This window comes from Vibrio sp. SCSIO 43137 (assembly GCF_028201475.1).
Taxonomy (GTDB): domain Bacteria; phylum Pseudomonadota; class Gammaproteobacteria; order Enterobacterales; family Vibrionaceae; genus Vibrio.
On the sequence record NZ_CP116383.1, the window covers coordinates 2,287,384 to 2,308,639 of the forward strand.

20 protein-coding genes are annotated in these 21,256 nt (G+C 44.7%); 10 read left to right on the top strand and 10 right to left on the bottom strand.

The genetic code is table 11. The features are described 5' to 3' along the window. Positions 1 to 77 precede the first annotated feature (77 nt). Positions 78 to 476, bottom strand: a complete 399-nt coding sequence (locus PK654_RS10660; RefSeq protein WP_271695774.1) for a hypothetical protein — start codon at positions 474 to 476, stop codon at positions 78 to 80. Positions 477 to 580: 104 nt separating this feature from the next. After that, the gene (locus tag PK654_RS10665; RefSeq protein ID WP_271695775.1) at positions 581 to 3,088 is read right to left on the bottom strand and encodes a sensor domain-containing protein; all 2,508 of its coding nucleotides are present in this window, start codon (positions 3,086 to 3,088) and stop codon (positions 581 to 583) included. Between the two features lie 436 nt (positions 3,089 to 3,524). On the opposite strand from PK654_RS10665, the gene PK654_RS10670 reads away from it, so the two are divergent. From PK654_RS10670 to dsdA, 4 genes are all read left to right on the top strand, one after another. Then, on the top strand, positions 3,525 to 3,863 hold the full coding sequence (locus PK654_RS10670) for a cytosolic protein (protein ID WP_271695776.1): 339 nt from the start codon (positions 3,525 to 3,527) through the stop codon (positions 3,861 to 3,863). 408 nt (positions 3,864 to 4,271) lie between these two features. Then, a complete protein-coding gene (locus tag PK654_RS10675; protein ID WP_271695777.1) occupies positions 4,272 to 4,634 on the top strand; it encodes a hypothetical protein in 363 nt (120 codons plus the stop codon). Positions 4,635 to 5,016: 382 nt separating this feature from the next. Next, the gene (locus tag PK654_RS10680) at positions 5,017 to 5,652 is read left to right on the top strand and encodes a hypothetical protein (RefSeq protein WP_271695778.1); all 636 of its coding nucleotides are present in this window, start codon (positions 5,017 to 5,019) and stop codon (positions 5,650 to 5,652) included. A gap of 425 nt (positions 5,653 to 6,077) precedes the next feature. After that, the gene (gene dsdA, locus PK654_RS10685; RefSeq protein ID WP_271695779.1) at positions 6,078 to 7,406 is read left to right on the top strand and encodes a D-serine ammonia-lyase; all 1,329 of its coding nucleotides are present in this window, start codon (positions 6,078 to 6,080) and stop codon (positions 7,404 to 7,406) included. 11 nt (positions 7,407 to 7,417) lie between these two features. Here dsdA and PK654_RS10690 read toward each other — a convergent pair whose 3' ends face one another. Both PK654_RS10690 and PK654_RS10695 read right to left on the bottom strand, forming a co-directional pair. Next, positions 7,418 to 7,651 carry a helix-turn-helix domain-containing protein gene (locus tag PK654_RS10690; RefSeq protein ID WP_271695780.1) on the bottom strand — a complete coding sequence of 78 codons (234 nt, stop codon included), beginning with the start codon at positions 7,649 to 7,651 and terminating at the stop codon, positions 7,418 to 7,420. A 9-nt stretch (positions 7,652 to 7,660) separates the two neighbouring features. Continuing rightward, a complete protein-coding gene (locus PK654_RS10695) occupies positions 7,661 to 8,383 on the bottom strand; it encodes a GlxA family transcriptional regulator (RefSeq protein ID WP_271695781.1) in 723 nt (240 codons plus the stop codon). Positions 8,384 to 8,490: 107 nt separating this feature from the next. On the opposite strand from PK654_RS10695, the gene PK654_RS10700 reads away from it, so the two are divergent. Further along, on the top strand, positions 8,491 to 9,282 hold the full coding sequence (locus tag PK654_RS10700) for an MBL fold metallo-hydrolase (RefSeq protein WP_271695782.1): 792 nt from the start codon (positions 8,491 to 8,493) through the stop codon (positions 9,280 to 9,282). A gap of 96 nt (positions 9,283 to 9,378) precedes the next feature. On the opposite strand, the gene PK654_RS10705 is transcribed toward PK654_RS10700, so the two are convergent. Next, positions 9,379 to 10,137 carry a substrate-binding periplasmic protein gene (locus PK654_RS10705; RefSeq protein WP_271695783.1) on the bottom strand — a complete coding sequence of 253 codons (759 nt, stop codon included), beginning with the start codon at positions 10,135 to 10,137 and terminating at the stop codon, positions 9,379 to 9,381. A gap of 182 nt (positions 10,138 to 10,319) precedes the next feature. Between PK654_RS10705 and PK654_RS10710 the strand changes: the two genes are divergently transcribed. From PK654_RS10710 to PK654_RS10725, 4 genes are all read left to right on the top strand, one after another. Further along, positions 10,320 to 10,502 (top strand): hypothetical protein, encoded by a 183-nt coding sequence (locus tag PK654_RS10710; RefSeq protein ID WP_271695784.1) that lies wholly within the window; start codon positions 10,320 to 10,322, stop codon positions 10,500 to 10,502. 479 nt (positions 10,503 to 10,981) lie between these two features. Then, complete coding sequence (locus tag PK654_RS10715; protein ID WP_271695785.1) at positions 10,982 to 11,524, top strand: helix-turn-helix domain-containing protein; 543 nt, start codon at positions 10,982 to 10,984, stop codon at positions 11,522 to 11,524. After that, positions 11,508 to 12,239: an AzlC family ABC transporter permease gene (locus PK654_RS10720; protein ID WP_271695786.1), complete on the top strand. Its 732-nt coding sequence runs from the start codon at positions 11,508 to 11,510 to the stop codon at positions 12,237 to 12,239. Before PK654_RS10715 ends, PK654_RS10720 begins: the two co-directional genes overlap by 17 nt. After that, on the top strand, positions 12,232 to 12,567 hold the full coding sequence (locus tag PK654_RS10725; RefSeq protein ID WP_271695787.1) for an AzlD domain-containing protein: 336 nt from the start codon (positions 12,232 to 12,234) through the stop codon (positions 12,565 to 12,567). Before PK654_RS10720 ends, PK654_RS10725 begins: the two co-directional genes overlap by 8 nt. 233 nt (positions 12,568 to 12,800) lie before the next feature. Here the strand turns inward: PK654_RS10725 and PK654_RS10730 are convergent, their stop codons facing one another. The 5 genes from PK654_RS10730 to PK654_RS10750 all read right to left on the bottom strand — a co-directional run bounded on the left by PK654_RS10730 (position 12,801) and on the right by PK654_RS10750 (position 20,457). Then, the gene (locus PK654_RS10730) at positions 12,801 to 14,159 is read right to left on the bottom strand and encodes an alpha-glucosidase/alpha-galactosidase (RefSeq protein WP_271695788.1); all 1,359 of its coding nucleotides are present in this window, start codon (positions 14,157 to 14,159) and stop codon (positions 12,801 to 12,803) included. 511 nt (positions 14,160 to 14,670) lie between these two features. After that, complete coding sequence (locus tag PK654_RS10735; protein WP_271695789.1) at positions 14,671 to 16,281, bottom strand: ABC transporter ATP-binding protein; 1,611 nt, start codon at positions 16,279 to 16,281, stop codon at positions 14,671 to 14,673. Continuing rightward, positions 16,274 to 17,413 (bottom strand): ABC transporter permease, encoded by a 1,140-nt coding sequence (locus PK654_RS10740; RefSeq protein WP_271695790.1) that lies wholly within the window; start codon positions 17,411 to 17,413, stop codon positions 16,274 to 16,276. Before PK654_RS10740 ends, PK654_RS10735 begins: the two co-directional genes overlap by 8 nt. Positions 17,414 to 17,415: 2 nt before the next feature. Continuing rightward, the gene (locus PK654_RS10745) at positions 17,416 to 18,438 is read right to left on the bottom strand and encodes an ABC transporter permease (protein WP_271695791.1); all 1,023 of its coding nucleotides are present in this window, start codon (positions 18,436 to 18,438) and stop codon (positions 17,416 to 17,418) included. A 72-nt stretch (positions 18,439 to 18,510) separates the two neighbouring features. After that, complete coding sequence (locus tag PK654_RS10750) at positions 18,511 to 20,457, bottom strand: ABC transporter substrate-binding protein (protein ID WP_271695792.1); 1,947 nt, start codon at positions 20,455 to 20,457, stop codon at positions 18,511 to 18,513. A gap of 215 nt (positions 20,458 to 20,672) precedes the next feature. Here PK654_RS10750 and PK654_RS10755 point away from each other — a divergent pair, with 215 nt between their 5' ends. Further along, positions 20,673 to 21,224: a hypothetical protein gene (locus PK654_RS10755; protein WP_271695793.1), complete on the top strand. Its 552-nt coding sequence runs from the start codon at positions 20,673 to 20,675 to the stop codon at positions 21,222 to 21,224. Positions 21,225 to 21,256: the final 32 nt, after the last annotated feature.

Sequence of the window (21,256 nt, forward strand, 5' to 3'; positions counted from 1 at the left end):
AATAGAAAAAACCAGTTAGTGAAAACTAAAATAATCGTAAGAAATAGAAATTAATATCAGTAAAATTGAAAAATAAATTAGTGTTCTTCATTCTGACTAAGTGATTCCAGATCAATATAATCCTCTTTCTTTCTCAGGTAGAACTTTCGGTCGTTCATCAGGCTACGTTTTAACAATGTCACTACCTTAGGGTGGATCTCCTCCAGCGTCCATTTATCCAGATCAATCACATAAGAGGTAAAGTCCGACAGGTTTTCCGACATACAGGCATCATAGGCTTCAAACCAGTTCTCATGTACTTGCGGGAACAGCCCGGAACGCTGCTGAACAATAATCTGACTGGCACTCTTTTCACAAATGTTTCCTGCCTGCCGGTAAACCTTACTCAGTTCATACAGCCGGTACCCGGTAGCCGCCACTTCTGCCAGCACCACTACTGTGACAATAAGATTGATAACAAAGCGTTTTGTGAACATGTATGCCTGCACTAATTAATAATTATATCGCGGGGAGTTACTATATCAGAACGAGGTAATCGGATTTTTATTTCTTTTTACAGCACTCAAGCAAAGAAATACTTTCAGATATTGCCCGAAAACCGTTCCTCACCATTTTGAAGTAAATGCGCATGTTCTTGACGCCGGGCAAAGTAAGCCTCTGCGGCATCTTTATCAACCGGATGACTATATAAATAACCCTGAGCTTCATGGCAGCCTGCATCAGCAAGAAAACAGGCCTGCTCTTCGGTTTCTACTCCTTCAGCAATAATAGTCATGCCAAGGCTGGTTCCCAGAGCAATAACAGCTTTAGAGATTGCCAAATCATTCTGGTCATCAGGTACACCGCACACAAAACTACGGTCAATTTTCAATTTATCGATAGGCAGTTTTTTCAGGTAACTAAGGGAAGAGTAACCCGTACCAAAATCATCGATGGAGATCCTCACTCCCAAGGTTTTCAGTCTGCTAAGCTGTTCAATGGCATTATCGGCTTGCTGCATTATATAGTTCTCTGTCAGCTCCAGTTCAAGGTGTTTAGCCGGTAGCCCGGTTTCACTGAGGATAGATTGAACCGTATTTACCAGATTGCCCCGCTTAATCTGAGGGCCGGCAATATTCACGGCAAGACAGCCAAAATTGATACCTCTGTCCAGCCACTCTTTTGCCTGACGACACGCCGTTGTTAATACCCATTCTCCGATGGTAATAATTACATCTGACTCTTCCGCCACAGGTATAAACTCAGCCGGAGGAATGTTGCCACGCTCCCGTTGATTCCAGCGGAGCAAAACTTCTGCGCCTACAACTTTATGACTCAGCAAGTCAATCTGCGGCTGATAATTAAGATACAGTTCTTCACGCTCAATAGCATTGCGCAATGCATTATCGAGAAAAACATGCTCCAGAGCTGAAGCGGTCATTTCTTGTTGATAAAACTGGTAAGTATTACGCCCATTCTTTTTCGCCCGGTACATAGCAGCGTCGGCATTGCGAAGGATATCCGCTGCACTGTCACCATCTTGAGGAAAGATACTAATACCCAGACTAGCAGTAATCCTCGTGTGATAGTCGTGCAGTTGAAACTCTCCCTGAAACTTATCAATCACCTTTTTTGCGGTAATGGCTACATTACCTCCACAATCAATCCCTTCCAGCAGAATAATAAATTCATCGCCGCTTATCCTCGAAACTGAGTCCTCCTCACGAAGGCTGCTTTTTAACCGCTTTGCCGTTTCTTGTAACAATAAATCTCCTGCCGCATGACCAAGGCTATCATTAATCAGCTTAAAGTTATCCAGATCAAAAAAGATTACCGCAACGGAAGTTTTGTGCCTGCGGGCCCTTTTTATAGCCTGTTCCAGGTGTTCATTAAACAGAAGTCGATTCGGCAGCCCGGTAAGAGCGTCATGATGGGCAAGGTCGTACATCTTCTCTTCTGACCTTTTAATTTTCGTTACATCGCGGACAACACAAACCAACTGTTCATCTACCGACATCAGGTTTAACCGCACGTCAAAATGTCGCTTCTTTCCTGCAATTTCAAGCGCGTAATCAAACATTTGCATACATTTAAACTTGCGGGCTTCAGCCAACTTTTTCACAAACAACCTGCCCACATTCTCAGGCACCACATCCTGCATACGTTTGCCGAGAAAAAGCTCTGGCCGGGTATAAAGATCTTCGTCATTCTGGGTGTGAAAATCGATAATAGTACCATCAGACCGCATACGGAAATAAAGATCCGGCAGTGCCTGAAACAAGCTCTCCAACTCAGCAGCGTAGTGCTGTTTATCGATTTCATTCTGTTTACGTTCAGTAACATCCTGAACCATACCCACCATACGCTTGATCTCGCCGTGTTCATCAAGCTCATGACCACCAAGCGCCCAGATCCAGCGCACTTCACCATCAATACGGCGGATACGACACTCAAAACTCCAGTCGGTTTTGGTCACCATTGATTTCTGAAACTTGTCATCAACGGCAATCCTGTCTTCTGGTAACACATGTTCCAGAAACATTTCGTAAGTCCATTCATCCAGCAAAGTTTTATAGCCGAAAATCTGATCATGCTTCAGAGAGCGGTGAGCGGTATAGTCAATCAGGTTTAAGTCCCAAGTACCTGTATTACTGTGTTCCAGCACAAAATTAAGGCGGCTTTCCGTCTGCTTTGCCTGAACGTTACTCACGTACTGTTCTGTAATATCGAGCAGATAAATCAGGTAACCAACAGGAGCATCACTCTCCTCATTAAGCAGGCAGGAAACTGTCGATTCGAAATAGACCTTTTCCCCTTCCGCCGTCATGCAGCTATCAATGTTTTTATGAGGCTCTTTCTTTAACCGTGCCTGATTGAAACGTGACTGCCAAATCTCCTGCCACTCAGGCTGGTCATGACACATTGGCAACTGCCACACATAACTGCCAGTGACCTGCTCACCTTCAATAAACTTATGCCGGCACGCCAGATGATTCGCCTCCAGTACAACGCCTTGCGACGAAACCACCAGCATAGAAGGCTGAAAATCCTGATTAAATACCAGCTCAAATAGGTTGTTAGAAACACGATCCGGACGAGATATATTCAAGTGAACACTCCTCAACTGCATATACTAAGTATTGCACAAGAATTCATTACTGTTAGGAGTGTTAATAGTGAAAATTTCAGAGATACCTCCGGCGTTCTCGTTCTAACACTTGTTCCAGTGTTTTGTGTTGAACATATACCGGACATTAAAGTGTCGCGCAGATAATCAGCTTCACGTTCATCTAGTTCTCTGGACAGGGGCTCTGGACTAACCAACATCCGGCAGTAATTATTAGCTCAGGTATACACTCCCACGTAAAACATGGGAGCAAGAGCTTGCTGACTCAAATAGTGTTGTCCTGTTTTAGATTGACCTGGAGAATATCCGGGAATGGAACAAAATGATCACCTCTGGCTACTAAATCTCTACTGGGTTCTGCCCCTGATAGTGGTAGAATCACCGCATCAGCCCCCCGAGAAACCAGGTATTTATAAAAATGTTTATCCATCGTGTTAATGACATCGACTGGCTTGTGATTACAGGCTTTGAAGAGCTGAAACCTCTGTTTATCGAAGAAGCCGGTGCCATCCCCTCTTGCTTCTCTACCACCAGTGAACTGAGCCTGATTGATCAAGCCAGGCGTACTTATGGATATTTGCCTCAACTCGACGGCATTATCACCGATACCGGTACTTTTCAAAGCCAGAATAACGAGGAAGATTTGAACCCACAGTTGGCCTGTCTGGTTGAGGGGCGTGGCCGGGTGTTTATCTATCACGGCGGCTTTGTCGCGTTTGTGGATGACGAACAAACCTTTATTACCCGAATGGAGTGAAGGTTATTCAGCAAGTAGAAGATGGTGATTTACCATCCTTAATAAGAAAAGAGACTTCGTCGATTTACAACTGCCCATAGTAATAATCAGGACGGTCACCGAAATTCTCTCAGTTTTATCCACTCGCCGCCCCAAGCGGCGGCTCCAATACCAGCAACGAAATCCGGCTTTTACTACTCACCCTACTACGCCATTACAAGCACAATGAGCAACCGGAATAGCTTTGATTAAATAGCAAAACTCCTGAGATATGACTCTGGTCATTCTTAGCCCTTGTTCCAACGCTCTGCGTTGGAACAGATACCGGACGTTGAAGTGCCACGCAGATATTCAACTTCCGGCTCTCTTCTTTGCAATCATAAAGGCATAATCAGTTCAGCTTTTTATCTACTGATTCGGGAGACAACAATGAGTGATGAAAAAGAGAGTATCCGCAAAGGTCTGATTAAGGATAAGGAACTATCAGAAGATGGATCTTACGAAGTCGCAACTTATGACGCTCAACTGTTAAAACTAGCCAAAGTACGACAGAAACTCTCAGAAGGGAAACAAAGCAGAAATACTGTATATGAACTAGAGAGCCTTATCCGCGAACTTGAAAGAGAAGCAGAGCTGCAGAAAAATGTAGAATCCTATGACTCTTGGCTAGCCAGTCAAGTAAATCTGGCTTTTGAGAAATTTGATTCCGGAAAGGCAGTTTTTGTTGACCATGACTCAGCTAAATCTCGAATGGAACGACGAAAAGCGAAAACGCGTAACCTAAACAAATAGTCTTTTGTTGGCAGTAAAATCCCACCCTTCAACACCGCTTAATACCTTACCATCTCTGATTGAACACATAACCCACAAAAACGAAATCGACCTGTTCCTACTCACCCGGTTAAACCACTACAAGAGCAATGAACAGCATTTATTAAATAACAAAATACCAGAGGAGACTCTGGCGCTTTCCTTCTTCTCCTTGTTCCAATGCTGTGCGTTGGAACATATTGTTAACCACACAAAAGATTTTAGTATTTGAAATGTGTAGTCCAGAAAATTCGGTTTTCTTGATCATGGCCCAAGAAAACCTAGTTGCATAACAAAGTAAAGATGTTAATCTTTTTGTCAATTGCAAATGATTATCACTACAAGTAATTACTCAGGAGTTGTTATGATGAAATCTGTTGTTATTTTACTTGCCACCATTTGTTTTCTGATACTCCCAGCATCCTCTTACTCACTGGAATATGAATATGACTTAGTAGATTGCAACGATGAGTTCAAACCTCATGCTCATTACCAATTCATATCGAACAGAGGCTACTGTTTAGACTTTAAAACCGATCGAATTACCTTAGTAAACTTATCTAATCGATTAATTGATCACGCCTCTTCTTCTCACACCGTCAGCACGATAACACCCGAACATTACATCATTTCATCTGGTAAGTTTGCAGTTTACAACGTGCAAAACTTGGTCGTATCAAAAGAACAAAATGATGTGGTAGTTATCAGGGAGCGTAGAAGCAATGTAGAAGCCCTTCCAAGAATAGCCCCACTCGCCGTATGGGTTCCTTCTGCAATAGGAGGTGGAGTTCTGGGAGCTATGGGGGCTGTTTACAACAACCCAAATGCAGGAACCAGAGAAATAGGTATTGGAATTTTCGTTGGCGCCCTCAGTGGTGGACTTACTCCTATAATGGGAGGTGGCGTATTTGGCTTTGTCGCTGCTGGTTCATTAGGTTTTTCAGCAGGTGGCGGATGCTCAGTTTGTCATAGTACTCATTACAACAACCATGCTGATTGAAGAACAAATGATAGGGTTTGGATTAAGCCTTTTTTCCATATTAGGCACATGTATATTTTGCATTAAGTCAACCCATTTCAAAGCTGCATCGATAACGGTAGTTTTAATGGGTTTTTACATTCGATATGAATTAAAATTGCCACCGTCTTACCACCTAGATGCTCTGTTTATAGTAATTTTGATTCTCCAAAGTAAAGTTTTTAAACGTGAAGACTTAATGCTATCCGGCTATATCATTTACTTACTATTTCCTTTTTTTAGCAGGTTCTATTAGCACACATATTTACCTATCAGTTGATTCGACTTTAATAGTACTATCTCTGTTATTTATTTTAACGGCTACTCAATCCCAATCAATTGAGTAGCTCATTACTCCAACCGATAATCCATCGCTATCTTTCATCATAGAATTAAAGGGAATTTTGATGACCATGAATATCAACCAACTTATCGAGCAATATCCACTGGTTAAAAAGCTTATCGGGCTTGAAGAGGTATCTTGGTTTAATCCGTCCGTTACCAGCCTGAAAGAGGCTCTGCCCTATGTTGGGCTTAGTACAAAAGATATTCAGGATGCCAACGACAGGCTGACGCGGTTCGCCCCTTACCTTGCAAAAGCCTTTCCCGAAACCGCAGAAACCAGCGGTATTATTGAGTCGGATGTGGTTGCACTGCCCCATATGCATAAAGTACTTGAGGATGAGTATTCCACTGAGATACAGGGCCGCGTTTTGCTGAAAAAAGACAGCCATTTGCCTATTTCCGGTTCCATTAAAGCACGGGGTGGGATTTATGAAGTTCTTACTCATGCTGAGAAACTGGCCATTGAAGCGGGGCTGCTTACTGAATCTGATGACTACAGCAAGCTACTGAGCGAAGAATTCCGTAGCTTCTTTAAGCAATACAGTATCGCGGTCGGCTCAACAGGTAATTTGGGTATGTCTATCGGCATTATGAGCGCCAAACTGGGCTTCTCAGTCTCTGTGCATATGTCTGCTGACGCAAGAGAATGGAAGAAAAACAAGCTTCGCTCCCATGGTGTTAATGTCGTCGAATATGAACAGGATTACGGTGTTGCTGTTGCTCAGGGTCGAAAAGAAGCAGAAAGCGATCCAAGCTGCTTTTTTATTGATGATGAAAACTCGAAAACCCTGTTCCTTGGCTATTCCGTTGCCGGTGAACGGGTGAAAAAGCAGTTTGATGATATGGGCATTGTAGTGAATGCAGATCATCCTCTGTTTGTTTACCTTCCATGTGGTGTTGGTGTCGGCCCAGGTGGCGTTGCGTTTGGCTTGAAAATGGCCTTTGGCGATCATGTTCACTGTATCTTTGCAGAGCCTACCCACTCTCCCTGTATGCTGCTTGGTGTTCATACCAAACTGCATGATGAAATATCGGTTCAGGATATCGGTATTGATAACATTACCGCGGCGGACGGCCTCGCTGTGGGCAGACCTTCCGGCTTTGTCGGCCGGGCAATGGAAAGGCTGTTAGACGGTTACTTCACTGTCACTGATGAAAGGATGTACCGTTTGCTGGGGCAACTTAACAAAGCTGAAGATATCCGCCTTGAACCATCGGCACTGGCCGGCATGATTGGCCCGGTAGTGGTGACTAAAGACGCTGATTACAAAGAGCGGATGCAGTTCAGTGACGCCGTTATGAGTAACGCCACCCATCTGGTTTGGGCTACCGGCGGTGGAATGGTTCCGCAAACCGAAATGGCTTCTTATCTTGAAAAGTCGGGCCTGTAGTTCATAAAAAGTTACTGCCTGAATGATGCACGCCATTGAGTCGGCGAAACATGAAACACCGACTTAAAGTGCTTTCTGAACACGCTCTCTGATCCAAAACCAGCTTGCTCAGCAACCTGAGGAACAAAGAGCAGAGTGGTTTCCAGAATTCGCTGGCTAAGTACCAGTCGTTGGTTCTGCAGCCATTCACCAAATGTACAGCCATAGGCGGCTTTAAACTGGCGGGTAAATGTGCGCTTACTCATGGCGCAACGCTATGCTACTTTATCCAGTGAGTGTGATTCGTTCAGGCTCTGCTCCACCTGCTCAATTACAAGGCTAAGGCTGGTTTCTGTAGGTGCTTTAACGCTGATAGGTGCCGGAATATACTGCTGCTGCCCGCCTGTGCGAAATGGTGCTGTTACCATTTTCCGTGCTAAATCATTGGCTAGCTCGCTACCACATAACCTACGCACAATATGCAGACAGCAATCAAGGGAAGCCGCGATTCCGGCTGACGTCATAATCGTATCGTGTTCGATAAAGAGCGGGTTCGGATCAAACTCCACCTGCGGGAAAGCGTTCTGAAACGGCTCCGCAAATGCCCAGTGTGTCGTCGCCCGTTTCCCGTCTAACACACCCATGCAGGCCAGCACATATGCACCGAGACAGAGACCTATCAACAACTTTCCCTTTGCGTGATGCCTTTTCAGCGCAGTTAGAAGTTGTTCACTTGGTTGTGGTAACTTATTCGGCCAGCTCGGGATAATCACAATATCGGCCTCTTCAATAGCACTCAAATCACTATCAACCACAACACCAAAGCCTGAGCCGGTTTCAAACTGTGAGCCGTTCTCAGCACAAATGGTCAGGTCAAAATGTGCCGGCTGATCAACAAAGATATCCTGAAACACCATACAGGGAACGGAGAGGTGAAAAGCGCTGATCCCCTCAAAGGCAACCATAGTGATGTTGATTAGATGGTTTGATTTGCTCATATTTGGCTCGATTTGCGCGAACAATGACTTTCGAGACAGTATCGCACTGATAACAGACATTGCATACTTATTTATATCGAAAGCCACCAGCCATTTTGAGACAAAATATGAAAATCCATCACCTTCGTAGCGCAACTTTTATAATTGAATCCGGCGATAAATTTATTCTTATTGACCCTATGCTGGGTAAAAAAGGTTCCATGCCTCCTTTTTCTGTTATCAAAGCTAAAGCCGCGAAAAACCCGACTGTTGAGATGCCGGATAATGCAGATGAACTGCTCAACAAAGTCACCCATACCCTTATTACCCATAGCCAGACGTTTGGTATTAAAGCCCTGCAACACGGTGACCACCTTGACCCTGCGGGCGAAGCGTTTCTGTCAGGCCGCAGCATTCCGGTTGCAACTCCGGCTAAAGATAAAGCCTATCTGGAGAAGTACGGTCTCACGGTTAACTGGGGAATTGAAGACTGGCAAACCGTCGATTTTCTGGGTGGAAAACTCACCGCCATTCCTGCTCAGCACGGTCACGGCTGGATTCATAAAGTGATGGCAAACGGCGTTGGCTTCTTCTTAGAGCTACCAAACGAGCCCTCTATTTTTATCAGCGGTGATACCGTGCTCACTGATGATGTAAAACGCGCATTAACTGAATTAAAACCTGACATCGCTGTAGTAGCAGCCGGACGCGCACGCATGGATGTCGGTCAGCCATTGTTGATGTCTACGGACGAAGTGATGGAGTTTATCCGTTTGTCTCCGAATAAGGTGATTGCAAACCATATGGAAGCACTGAACCACTGCGCTGTCACCCGTCCGATGCTGAAACAGTCTGTCGACAAAAACGGCCTGTCGGAAAAGGTTCTTATTCCTGCTGACGGTGAAACATTAGAAGTGTAAACCTCAACTTATGCCCGCTATGTATCCACTCTTCCTATACATAGCGGACATGAAGTGAATTTCGCCGCACCAACGGCTCTTCAGTTCAGGTGGCCGTTACTCGTTCACATCACTGACAAAGTCGAGGCCGTAATTTCTATTGAGTTTCAGAATATCTCCATTCTTAATCATTTTTTGAAACTCGCGATCAAACTGAAGGATAAACTTACCCAGCTTCTTTTTTCTTGAGAAGCCGTAGTAGCCCTTGTTTATGGTAATAGGCGGCAGGACCATTTTTACTTGGTTTTCTATATCCAGCTCTTCGATAAGTACGGAAGTACTGCGGGGATGACTGACAAGTACATCAATTCTGCCAACCAGCAGTTTCTGAAAATTAGCTTTCACTGTACTTGCTGTATGAATATCTAACTCTGCCTTGTAGCGATCAAACTCCTCTCCATAACTCCAGCCTCTGGTAAGGCCTACTCTCAGCCCTTCAAGGGAAGTAAAATCTCGATTCCAGGCTAAAGTTTCATTCGCTTTCACGTAAAACACCATAGGGTCCTGATAGAATGCATACTTACTGTAATGCATGAATTTTTCTCTTTCTGCCGTTTTGTAAGGGCCGATAAATGCGTCTGCCTTACCTTCAGCAACCATTTTCATCGCTCTTTGAAAAGGGTACACCTCTATTATGATTTCATGTCCCAGCCGGGCAGCAATTCTCTTGGCGATGTCATGGCCTAACCCATAAACTTCACCATTTTTCTTTTGCTCTAAAATAGATGGAAATGTCGTTCCGACAAACAGATAGGTTTCGGCAATGGCGGCTTTGGAGATAAAAGAAAACAGGATCAAAATAAGAATGTTCTTCATCTCGTTAACAACTCCGCTTCATAGCCCTTATGTCCAGTGTCTATAGTGTAGTCCATTCTGTCTTTGCTCCTTTTATTACCCGTAATTAACCATCTCTGATATGAACTTACTTGGTCATATTTTTGTAACTTATATGTTCTAGATTAGTAATTGTACCTGCTTTACACGGAGGCACGATAAGTATGATTGCTAAAGATATTCTTACTTTAATGTTCTTGGTTTCTGGGGTTTCCTGCTTGTTACTTGGCTTACCTGTTGGTGCCGAAGCTGACGGCATCTCTTTCATTGCCAGCAGGTTTGTGCTGCTATCTTCTGCAGGGATTTTCTTTCTTCTGAGTTTGTATTCCAGTCAAAGGAAGGAGTAACTCTATCTGCAAATCCGTTCTGCCCGTTGCTGCACTTAGATGATAACGGGTCAGATTCTGATCTGCACGTATGAAAAAGGTTCTTATCCACTTAACTGAGCCTGATATTAAGCGAACAAGAACCTGAGAGTCTGATAGAAGGGGAGCTGACTTTCCTGATGACACTGCTCGCCTGTGAATTAAGATTAGAGAAATAGTGCTATAAACTGAAATGGTTTATATTCATCGACGCTATTCTCGTACGGAATACTTGTCTTATATGGAGTACTCAACTTATAGATATTGGTCGCAAAGTCAGACAAGTGCCATCCGTTTGGGCGAGCAAGCCTTTCATTTCTTATAAAAAAGATAACCCATTAATTCAATTACTTATAGTATCACCTGAAAATTACAATTAATTAACAATTGACTTTATTTTGTTCCTTATATAGAACGTTCTATATATGGAACAAGTTCACATCTGTTATTGAGGCGATACTTTGGACAAATCAATGTTAATTACCTTAGGGCAAAACCTGCAGAAACTTCGTCTTGAGCGGGGGCTTTCTTTGTCCAAACTCGCTGCTGATGCCGGTATTGCCAAGTCAAACTTGTCGCGGCTGGAACAAGGTGTTGGTAATCCCACCGTGGATACCATCTGGCGCCTTGCGGTGCAGATGAATGTGCCCTTCGGCAGCTTAGTGGCCTCTGTCACCACACCTTTTGGCAGCGATGAGATACAGTTCAAATTGATCGAGCAGGGAACCGATAATCCTCAGGTCGATGCTTACTGGATGTCAATGGCACCGGAAAGCGAACGGGTTGCCGAGCCACATTCACCGGGAACCCGAGAATCTGTTACCGTAATCAGTGGTGAACTGGAAATAAATACCGGCGGTAAGGTTAACACCCTGAAAGCGGGTGATCAGTTCACCTTTGCAGCAGATAACATCCATGAATATCGCAATGGTGAGCGTTGGTCTACCTTGCTGATGACCATCACCTACGCAGAGGAGGAGGCGGACAATGAATACACAGATTGATACAGCCAACACTTCTCCGTGGATTGCCGGTATTAAAGATGCCCTGCCCCTTATGGGCAGTTATATCTCGGTAGCGGTTTCGTTCGGCGTTATCTCTCTGCAATCGGGCTTTAGCATCTGGGAAACCATTGCTATTTCTGCTCTGGTGTATGCGGGAGCCTCTCAGTTTATCTTTGTCGCTATGGTTGCTTCGGGCGCACCGGTCTGGCTGGTTCTTGCGTTGACCATACTGATCAATGCCCGCCACTTGGTTTATGGCCCCAATCTGGCGCCTTATATCACCAATAGCCCGTGGTGGAAGGTTCTGATGCACGGCCTTACCGATCAGATTTTCGCCCTCGCCCTTACCCGGCTGCCACAACTGGTCGCCGAACATCGTATCGGCTGGTTTACCGGCGCAAGCATAACCGCATGGTTAAGTTGGGTTGGCGGTACGGCATTAGGTGCTTATATGGGCGAAGAGGTGATCAGTCAATGGCCGTTGCTGGGTGAAATGCTTCCCTTTGCCCTTCCGGCGCTATTTCTTGTCCTGCTGGCACCACGTTTTGATTCAATAGCATGGGGCATTACTTTAACTGTGACCATTGTTATGGCTTTGCTACTTAAGCTTATTGGTTACCCTAACGCCGCAATTCCTATGGCAGCAGTTTGCGGTACTGTGCTGTACTACTTTGTCCATAAGCCGAAAACAGAAACAGGAGAGCAACATGGGTGAACTAACCTGGTTAACACTGGGCCTCATCGCGCTGGCCACATTTTTGATGCGCACCGCTCCACTGTTCTGGATGTCGCGACGATTAAAGCGTAGTGAGAACGGAAGTTCACTGGCCGATATTCCGTTATGGCTCAGGGTAATGGGCCCAATGATGATTGCCGCTATGTTCGGCACCTCGCTGATCCCGCCGACCTTGTCTTTCAATGCCTGGCTGGCTACGGGGCTGGGCGTTATTGCAACGCTACTGGCATGGTATAAAACACGCACTTTAGGAGTGCCGGTTCTGGCTGGTGTAGTGGTGTATGGTTTACTGGTGTCGTTACTTTAATCCGGCATCAGCAACTATTCTGTCGAACTCACCTTTGGACTTGATAATAACTGAATCCAACTAGCCGTCCGCCAATTTTTTGTCCCCCTTGCTTTCGCAGTTAAATCGACGCCCGGCCTCCCTGAAGCTTGGTAAATCAGATCATACCTAGGCGTCAATAACCCATTTTTTGTCACCGTAATTAAGGGGGGATGGATAGAAGAAACATTCCGTTAGATATAACACAGCAACAACTACTGCATTTGAGCCCACTGAGGCAGCCATTCGCCGTGAGCTTCACGCATTTGATCCACTAACGCCCAGATCTGCTCCAGATCCAGCTCAGCACCAGTATGTGGATCCATCATCGCAGCATGGTAGATATGTTGCGGATTTTCAGTCATCAGAGCTTCTACAGTCAGAGATTGCGTATTAATGGAAGAACGCATGATCGCGGCAAGTTGTGGTGGTAGCTCCCCAATATATGTAGGCTGGATTCCATTGCGGTTAACTAGGCAAGGTACTTCTACAGCGCAACCGTCAGGCAGAGAAGTAATTAGACCTGTGTTAACAACATTTCCATAGATGACAGCGGGCTCATCGGTCCATACTGCGTTGATTATTTCAGAAGCGTACTCATCACTCTTGGTTATTTCAATATCCGCTGTACCTTGCAACTCTGCTGATTGTTCATTCCAGCCTACAATCTGTTCAACACAACGTATTGGGTACTCATCGAGCGGTACAGCGAACTTTTCGAGAAGGTCTTCACGTCCCTGCTTGATAAACCATGGCGTATATTCAGCGAAATGTTCTGAGCTTTCTGTTACATAATAACCAGTTCGCTTCATCATTTCGTAGCGAATGATATTCTTACACCGCTCAGATTCCTGACTTATCGCTTTCGGCAACACACCCTCAGCATAGCCTTGATGCAGTTGCGGATATAGATCGCGGTAGCTACCATCTTCCAGCCGTTCTTCATATTTGAGGAAGAATGCCTGATGGTTAATACCAGCACAGTAATAACGAATATTGTTGGCTGGAATATCCAGCTCTTTCGCAAGTAATTCAGCAGTATGCTGCACAGAATGACAAAGACCAACCTGTTTAATAGTTGGATATTTTTTAGCAATTGCCCAGGTATTAATTGCCATGGGATTCACATATTGGATCATCAGCGCATCCGGACATACTTCTAACATATCCTCACACACTGACCATAGGTGCGGTACGGTACGCAGGCCACGCATAATACCGCCGATACCGAGTGTGTCAGCAATAGTCTGACGTATGCCAAACTCTTTTGGGATTTCGAAATCTATGATAGTACAGGGGTCATATCCCCCGATCTGGAAAGCGACAATAACAAAATCAGCGCCTTCCAAAGCTTCTCTTTGAATCTGATGTGTTGAAATTTTTGCTTCAACACCAAGTTTATCTACCATTCGGTTAGCGACAACTTTTGACTCATCGAGCCGGACCGGGTCAATATCCATTAGCGCTACTTCAGCACCACTCAGCGCATCACGCTGAAGAATATCACCAATAATGTTTTTCATGAACCCCGTTGAACCGGCACCAATAAACGCAATCTTTGGACATTTTTTCATGACTATCTTCTTCCTTCATACCATAGCGAAATACAATTTCGGCTTTCCTCTTCATTGGAAATTTGATTTAAATATATCTAACTTGGCTTTTCTTCCGGATAACAGTATTAATCTTCCGGAAAATAATTAAATTTTCCGGACAGTTTTTTATAAATAGCAGCGTAACCATAAAACACCACGAGCTCACTTGCGGACGAATGAGCCGGAACGAAAACGGAAGCACATATCCCACTATATGGTCTATATAAATTTTAAATATTTAGTAACCTAAATAACTGTTCCTAAATACGCGTCACTTTGGAAAATATCGAACAGTTACTTAATTGCCGGCTACATTTATGAAAAATGTAGGGTTAGGCGGGCACAATATGGAACTATGTTGAGTTCAAAATTGGAAAGATACAAAACTGCGCCATCTGAGGCTGTAACAAATAGAGCCTTGGCTATACTCAGGGAGTCTATATAAAGTCCGAACATCAACATAAGTACAATTGATATCCGGGCAAGATAGTTACGCTATAACATCAAACGCTGCTTTGACCAGACGCTGGGTATAAGCAGTTTTAGGTTGTTCCATCACATCCTGAGTAGAACCGGCCTCTACCACTATTCCGTTACGCATTACCAACACATTATGACAAAGCGCCCGTACAACTTTCAGGTCGTGGCTGATAAACATATAACTGAGGTTATGCTTTTTCTGCAGATCTCTCAAAAGGTCAATAATTTGCGCCTGAATGGATAAATCTAATGCCGATGTTGGTTCATCAAGCAGAATAAACTCCGGCTTAAGGATCACCGCACGTGCAATCGCAAGACGCTGCCTCTGCCCTCCGGAAAACTCGTGAGGGAACCGATCAAGTGAATCGGCAGGCATCTGAACATCTTCTAATGCTTGTAGGATCAACTTTTTCCGTTCTTCTGACGTCTTACCAATTCCGTTCACAATCAACCCCTCCTCAAGGATCTGACGGATAATCATGCGCGGGTTCAATGAGGAAAATGGATCTTGAAATACCACCTGCATCCGGGTACGCAAAGGCTGTAACCCTTTCCTGTCAAGATTATGTATTTCTTTATTTTGAAATATGATGGTTCCGGACTGAATACTACTGAGACGAAGTAACGACATACCTAGTGTAGACTTCCCTGAACCTGACTCTCCTACAATACCCAGAGTTTCGCCCTTTCTGATCCTTGTAGATACATCGTTTACCGCCACAACTTCTGTCTGTTTTCGGTTAAAGAAACCACCGTGTTTAATATTGAAAACTACTCGCAGATCTTCTCCGATAAGAATGGAGTCACTTCCGGCACTCAATGGCTCCGGTAACCCTTTCGGCTCTGAGTTAATCAGATGTCGCGTATATGGGTGCCGGGGGTTGTTAAATACTTCTTGAGTCTTTCCTCTTTCCACAACCTCTCCATACCGCATAACGACCACTGAATCTGATATGTGACGTACTACGGTCAGGTCATGGGTAATAAGGATAATGCCCATATTATGCCTAGCCTGTAAATTTTTTAGCAGTGACAAGATCTCAGCCTGCACTGTCACATCTAGTGCTGTTGTGGGTTCATCGGCTATCAACAAGTCTGGCTTGTTTGCCAGTGCCATTGCAATCATTACCCGCTGGCGCTGCCCGCCAGACATTTCATGGGGGTACTGTGCATAACGGGCTTCCGGGTCTGGTAACTGCACTTCATTCAATAGCTTAATCACTTCCGTTTTCAGTTCATCTTTGGCCATTTGACGATGAGAGGTGACAATCTCAGCTATCTGATCGCCAATTCGGTATATTGGGTTTAGGCTGGTAAGCGGCTCTTGAAAGATCATGGATATCCGATTGCCTCGAATTGCCTGCATCTGTAATTGTGAATATTTGGCCAGATCATCTCCCATAAACTGGATTTTCGTCTGTTTTCCCACAATGGCATTGGTCGCCAGCATGCCCATGACGGCCCGGGCAGTCACCGATTTTCCTGAGCCAGACTCACCAACAACCGCCAGGGTTTCTCCTTTGTTTACGGCATAGCTGACGTTCCTGACTGCCTCTTTGACACCTGTCGTGGTGCGGAAAGAGACTTCGACATTGTCAATTTTTAATAGTTGTTCAGTCATTAGCATATGGGTCCATTGCATCGCGCAGGCCATCACCCAGCGCATTGAAAGAAAGGACGGAGATCACTACCATACCAACCGGTGCCATCAACCAAGGCGCGGCAGAGAATGATTGGAAGTCGCGGATTTGGTTAAGCATTACTCCCCAAGAGACCATAGGAGCCTGAACACCAACACCAAGAAATGAAAGAAAACTTTCCAGCAGAATAACTTCTGGCAAGAAGTAGGTCACCCAGACAATAATGTGAGAGGACATATTAGGTACAATATGACGGGTAATAATTCGACGGTCTGAAGCACCTATCGCCACGGCGGCACGAACGTACTCCATTGATCGAACAGCGATGACTTTACCACGCAACTCACGGGACAAGTCAGTCCATTTCAGCAGGACCATAATCAGTGCGAACAGAATAAAAATAGTAACCGGCTCTGCCCGTTTGGGTAAAATCGCCACAAGAGCAAGAATAAGAGGCAGATCCGGAAATGCTTTGAGAAATTCTACGATACGCTGGGTAACAACATCAAAAACACCACCAAAATATCCTGAAGCCACACCGACCAAAGTGCCAATTACCCCGGCAGCACTGACTACTAACAGCCCCATTAACAGGGTAATCTGAGTACCAAAAATCATGCGGCTGAAAACATCACGCCCCAGATTATCCGTACCTAATAAGTGTATCGATTTGCCATTTTCTCCACCAAACAGATGTCGGTTGAATGTCATTCCCATCCATTTCCAATCATCTCCTTCGGGAAAAAGAGTCAAATACACTGGGTTAGCAAGATCAGGTTTAAAGGTAATCTCGAAGGTTTCCATATCCATCTCTTCCAGATAAGGATAGACAAACGGCATAGAGATTCCTTTTCCCTCTTGCCAGATTTTTACTAACTGAGGTGGCGAATAAAGGGCGGCAGAATTCTTAGTATGGGCTGAGTATGGCGCAATAAACCCCGAGAGCACTGCACTCAGGAATACCAATAAACACCCAACAAGCCCCATCATTCCATAACGGTTATGACGGAATCTGGCACGAACCAACTGCCAATAAGTCAGGGATTTGTCAGTGACAATTTCTGCATTCATTGCGAAAGAGTTGTCTGTATTCAATTTGGTGTGACTTTCCATGATCACTTCCTTGTCATTGTAGCGTTACGGATACGCGGATCGAGTACAGCCAACAGTAAATCTGCAATTAGGTTACCGATTACCAGCAGCATAGCGACAAGCATGAAAATGGCAGACACTACATACATATCCCGATCACTTACCGAACTCAGAATCAATGGACCTAGCGTAGGAATACCCAGCACAATGGCAATCTCTATTTCCCCTTTGATCATGTAGTCAAAACGGGAGCCCAAGTTCATGATCACTGGATGAAGTGCATTGGGAACAGCATGCTTAAACAGTACTCTATTATTGGTAAGCCCTTTTGCCCTGGCCGTTTCGATATACTGCATTTTCATCACATCCAACAGGTTGCCCCGCATCATACGTGTGGTGTAAGCCTGCCCAGCCCAAATTGAAATAAGTAGTATTGGCCAGGTGTGTAGAAAGAAATCCCATAACTTACCAAAAGAAAAGTGTTCCTGAAGCATATACTCGGGTGAGTAGAGGGAGCCTATATACGGTGAATGCCAGACAAAGGCCAAAAAGTATAGAATAATCAGTGACATCACGAATTTAGGGATCACAATACCGAGAAACGCGATGAGTGTCGCCAAGGTGTCCCCTAATTTGTACTGATAAACAGCGGCATAGATCCCCAGCACAATACCTACGCCCTGTCCGACAATCAAAGTAATCATCGCCAGACCGATTGTGCGTGGCAAACGGAGACCGATCACTTCCGTTACCGGGCGGTTTTGTGCGAAAGAAAGCCCAAAATCTCCATGAAAGATAATGCCTTTAATCCAATACAGATATTGTACTGGCAGAGATTTGTCTAACCCCAGCTCCTTGCGCATCGCTTCCGCTTGTGGTTGAAGCTCTTCATAAGATTGCCCTGTCACAGACATGGCCTGCCCCACCCAAGCATCAACATAATCTCCGGGAACGGCAACGATAATGGCAAATGAAGCAATTGATATGGCAAATAATAGCGGTATGGTGGCTAGGGTGCGTTTGACTATAAAGAAGAGAACGTTCATCCCTAATCCTCCTTTTATTGCTTTATTTTGAAAGCCAGCCCGTTATGGGCTGGCAAGAGCATAGATTGAGTACTAATACTCTGCAATTACCCCAGGTAAGAGCTCAGTCTGCTGTTCTTCTTTCGCTACCCATAGACGCTCACGAATGATCCCATCCTCTGCCCACTCAAACATAAAGGTCGGGGTTCCGGGGTGAGCATTTTTCACCCGCTTATTAACCAACAGAGCCCCCGGTGCCTGAACGGTACCAATAACATAGGCATTTTCTGTAATTATGGTTTGCATATCCAAAATGGCCTTCAACTTGACATTTGCATCACTCGAAGAAACAAAGGTGTTGTACCGTTCAATCAGTTCCTTCTCAAACGGCATCAAATTCCGTTCTCCATTATTGGCCTGATGGTAGTATGGACACTTCTCACTAACCGGAAGTTGATCACATACTTCGCGGGTGGGCCGTACAAAGTTGGTACGTTGGAACAAGGCATTAGCGCTACCCCCAGCTCTTATTCGTTCAAAACTGGACTCATCGAGGCCTTTAGGAAGTAGTCTGATACCTACATCGGCAAGCTGAGAGGTCATGGCATCTACTTGTTTACGAGCATCGTTACGGCTGGAAATGAAAACCAGATCAATCACCAGATCTTCACCTGTTTTAGGCATATTTCTGATCCCGTTACCGTCGATATCCTTCAAGCCCAAAGAATCCAGCAACTTTTTAGCTTTCTTAATATCGTATGGTTGATACACAGTACTTGAGTAGTCAAAGTAAGGAGAACCACTTAAGAAACCACCAGTGTATGGGTATGTGAACGGGCCGCGAACGACCGACTGGCCAATCGATTTTCGGTCAAGAGCATGACTAAAAGCGATTCGGAAATCTTTATTGCGGAATAAGCGCCGGAGCTCGCTATCAATATCATCTTTTATGCCAATATTGGAAAAGTTCAGATTAACTCGCCAGCCTTGAATGCGGGGACCAAACTTAACTTCTATCGGAGAATCCGGGGTGCGGGACTGTTTCACAGCTTCAACGAAGTTACCTGGGTTCTCCATATTCGAAAAATCTCCCGTACCCGCTATGGCTTGTGTAGTACGGTCATCCCATGTAGAAAGTTTGAAGTGAAGTTCGTTTAAGTAGGGAAGTTGTTGCCCTTTTTCATCTACTTTCCAGTAATAAGGGTTACGACGCAGAATGACTAGTTCATCAGGCTTATGCAGAACCGGAACCCAGGCTCCCATTACTGGAATCGGCAATGCATCCGCAGGCATTGCCGCAGAATAAGAACTGTAAGTTGCTTCGCTATTGTATTTCGGGTGGTATTTCTTCAGCACATGACTCGGGCCAGGACAACCCTGAAGAAAAGCAAAGTTTTCAACAATGCTTTCGTTTTTTTGCTCGGCGAAAGTAAAACGGATTGTGTAAGCATCTACGACATCAAGTTTGGTTCCTTCTCCCAGTGTGCCGGCTCTCATAAAAGAAGCGACATTTGCATCTTCAACATTATCTTCCCACCAGAATTTTATGTCATCGCTATCAAAAGTATCACCATCTGACCATTTAGCTCCTTCAATTAGATGCATCGTTAATTGTGTATTATCTTGATTCCATTCCCAAGATTTCGCCAGGTTTGGAAGTGGACCGGTTTGTCCAGCGGGTTTAATCTGCCAACGAGGGCCTTGCCGGACAAGGCACTCCTGAAGCGCCATATTGATGCCACCCCACCCCTGAGTTTGACCGGCAAGCCAATTAAACCCTTGTGGCCTTCCGCCTATAACGTGTCTGAAGACACCACCATATTCGCCAACCCCGTCAGACATGGCAGCAGTTTTGAATACAAGTGGTTCTTTTGGCAGGCGTTTTTCCAGAGGGGGAAGTTTACCAGCAGTCACTAACTGCTTCAAAAAAGGCGCTTCACTGTATGAGGGTAATGAGCGGTAATTATAAATTTCATTACGACCAATTAGCTCATACTCCAAACCAGACAGATGTTTTTCAGGTGGTAGCTTATCTGCCATTGCAGCAGCAGAAAACAGGATACTACTTACAATAGCTAGGGTTAAAGGTAGGGGTTTTCTTATACGTAACATAGCATTATCTCCATGTTTTTAGTTCAGGAGATAATGAATGTTATTACGAGGTTAAGTCTTCCGGTATTTACTATAGAGATTCCGGAAATAAACAATAAAGCCAAAGCATCGATCAAAGTCACGTCGAAATTGAAGGGTAAGTAATGCTTAGAAGTATTGATGAAGAGAAGTTAATACATGCCATTGATATTGAACCCATCAATGCGACATCCCAAAGTACCATTTTATTGGAGCATCATCAGCCAGTAGCTTGGGAACAGGCTTACCACCACCATGCTTCTATAGAAATTAATTTTCTTAGTAACTGTGACATGTCTTACTCATTTTCTGACCGTAATGTGAAGCTGTACGACGGGTTTCTGACGCTTTTTTGGGGTGCCTATCCTCACCGGGTTATCGATGTGAAAGGCAAAGGCACTGTTACCAATGTATACATTGCTTTGTCACAATTTCTGCAATGGCCACTACCACAACCCTTTATCAATGCTGTCCTCTCTGGTGCAGTTATCTCAACTAAAAGGCGGTGTACGGAAGATGACCACCTTACAAAACGTTGGGTAGAAGAACTCAGCAAAAAAGAGAGTGTATGGGAGCACCTCCACATACTTGAGTTAGAAGCTCGTCTTTACCGTTTAGCGGTGGAAGGGTGGAAGGGTGGAATGAGCTTATTCCCTCTCGTCAGAAAGACGACCTGAAAGTTGTCGGTGGAAAAGCTATCCTACACTTT

What these genes read in the sequence shown, in the direction of transcription:
- PK654_RS10725 (WP_271695787.1), top strand. Translation starts at nt 12,232, where the DNA reads ATGGGTGAACTAACCTGGTTAACACTGGGCCTCATCGCGCTGGCCACA.
- PK654_RS10690 (WP_271695780.1), bottom strand. Translation starts at nt 7,651, where the DNA reads ATGAGTAAGCGCACATTTACCCGCCAGTTTAAAGCCGCCTATGGCTGT.
- PK654_RS10730 (WP_271695788.1), bottom strand. Translation starts at nt 14,159, where the DNA reads ATGAAAAAATGTCCAAAGATTGCGTTTATTGGTGCCGGTTCAACGGGG.
- dsdA (WP_271695779.1), top strand. Translation starts at nt 6,078, where the DNA reads ATGACCATGAATATCAACCAACTTATCGAGCAATATCCACTGGTTAAA.
- PK654_RS10735 (WP_271695789.1), bottom strand. Translation starts at nt 16,281, where the DNA reads ATGACTGAACAACTATTAAAAATTGACAATGTCGAAGTCTCTTTCCGC.
- PK654_RS10755 (WP_271695793.1), top strand. Translation starts at nt 20,673, where the DNA reads ATGCTTAGAAGTATTGATGAAGAGAAGTTAATACATGCCATTGATATT.
- PK654_RS10705 (WP_271695783.1), bottom strand. Translation starts at nt 10,137, where the DNA reads ATGAAGAACATTCTTATTTTGATCCTGTTTTCTTTTATCTCCAAAGCC.
- PK654_RS10675 (WP_271695777.1), top strand. Translation starts at nt 4,272, where the DNA reads ATGAGTGATGAAAAAGAGAGTATCCGCAAAGGTCTGATTAAGGATAAG.
- PK654_RS10720 (WP_271695786.1), top strand. Translation starts at nt 11,508, where the DNA reads ATGAATACACAGATTGATACAGCCAACACTTCTCCGTGGATTGCCGGT.
- PK654_RS10660 (WP_271695774.1), bottom strand. Translation starts at nt 476, where the DNA reads ATGTTCACAAAACGCTTTGTTATCAATCTTATTGTCACAGTAGTGGTG.
- PK654_RS10670 (WP_271695776.1), top strand. Translation starts at nt 3,525, where the DNA reads ATGTTTATCCATCGTGTTAATGACATCGACTGGCTTGTGATTACAGGC.
- PK654_RS10680 (WP_271695778.1), top strand. Translation starts at nt 5,017, where the DNA reads ATGATGAAATCTGTTGTTATTTTACTTGCCACCATTTGTTTTCTGATA.
- PK654_RS10700 (WP_271695782.1), top strand. Translation starts at nt 8,491, where the DNA reads ATGAAAATCCATCACCTTCGTAGCGCAACTTTTATAATTGAATCCGGC.
- PK654_RS10740 (WP_271695790.1), bottom strand. Translation starts at nt 17,413, where the DNA reads ATGGAAAGTCACACCAAATTGAATACAGACAACTCTTTCGCAATGAAT.
- PK654_RS10750 (WP_271695792.1), bottom strand. Translation starts at nt 20,457, where the DNA reads ATGGCAGATAAGCTACCACCTGAAAAACATCTGTCTGGTTTGGAGTAT.
- PK654_RS10710 (WP_271695784.1), top strand. Translation starts at nt 10,320, where the DNA reads ATGATTGCTAAAGATATTCTTACTTTAATGTTCTTGGTTTCTGGGGTT.
- PK654_RS10745 (WP_271695791.1), bottom strand. Translation starts at nt 18,438, where the DNA reads ATGAACGTTCTCTTCTTTATAGTCAAACGCACCCTAGCCACCATACCG.
- PK654_RS10695 (WP_271695781.1), bottom strand. Translation starts at nt 8,383, where the DNA reads ATGAGCAAATCAAACCATCTAATCAACATCACTATGGTTGCCTTTGAG.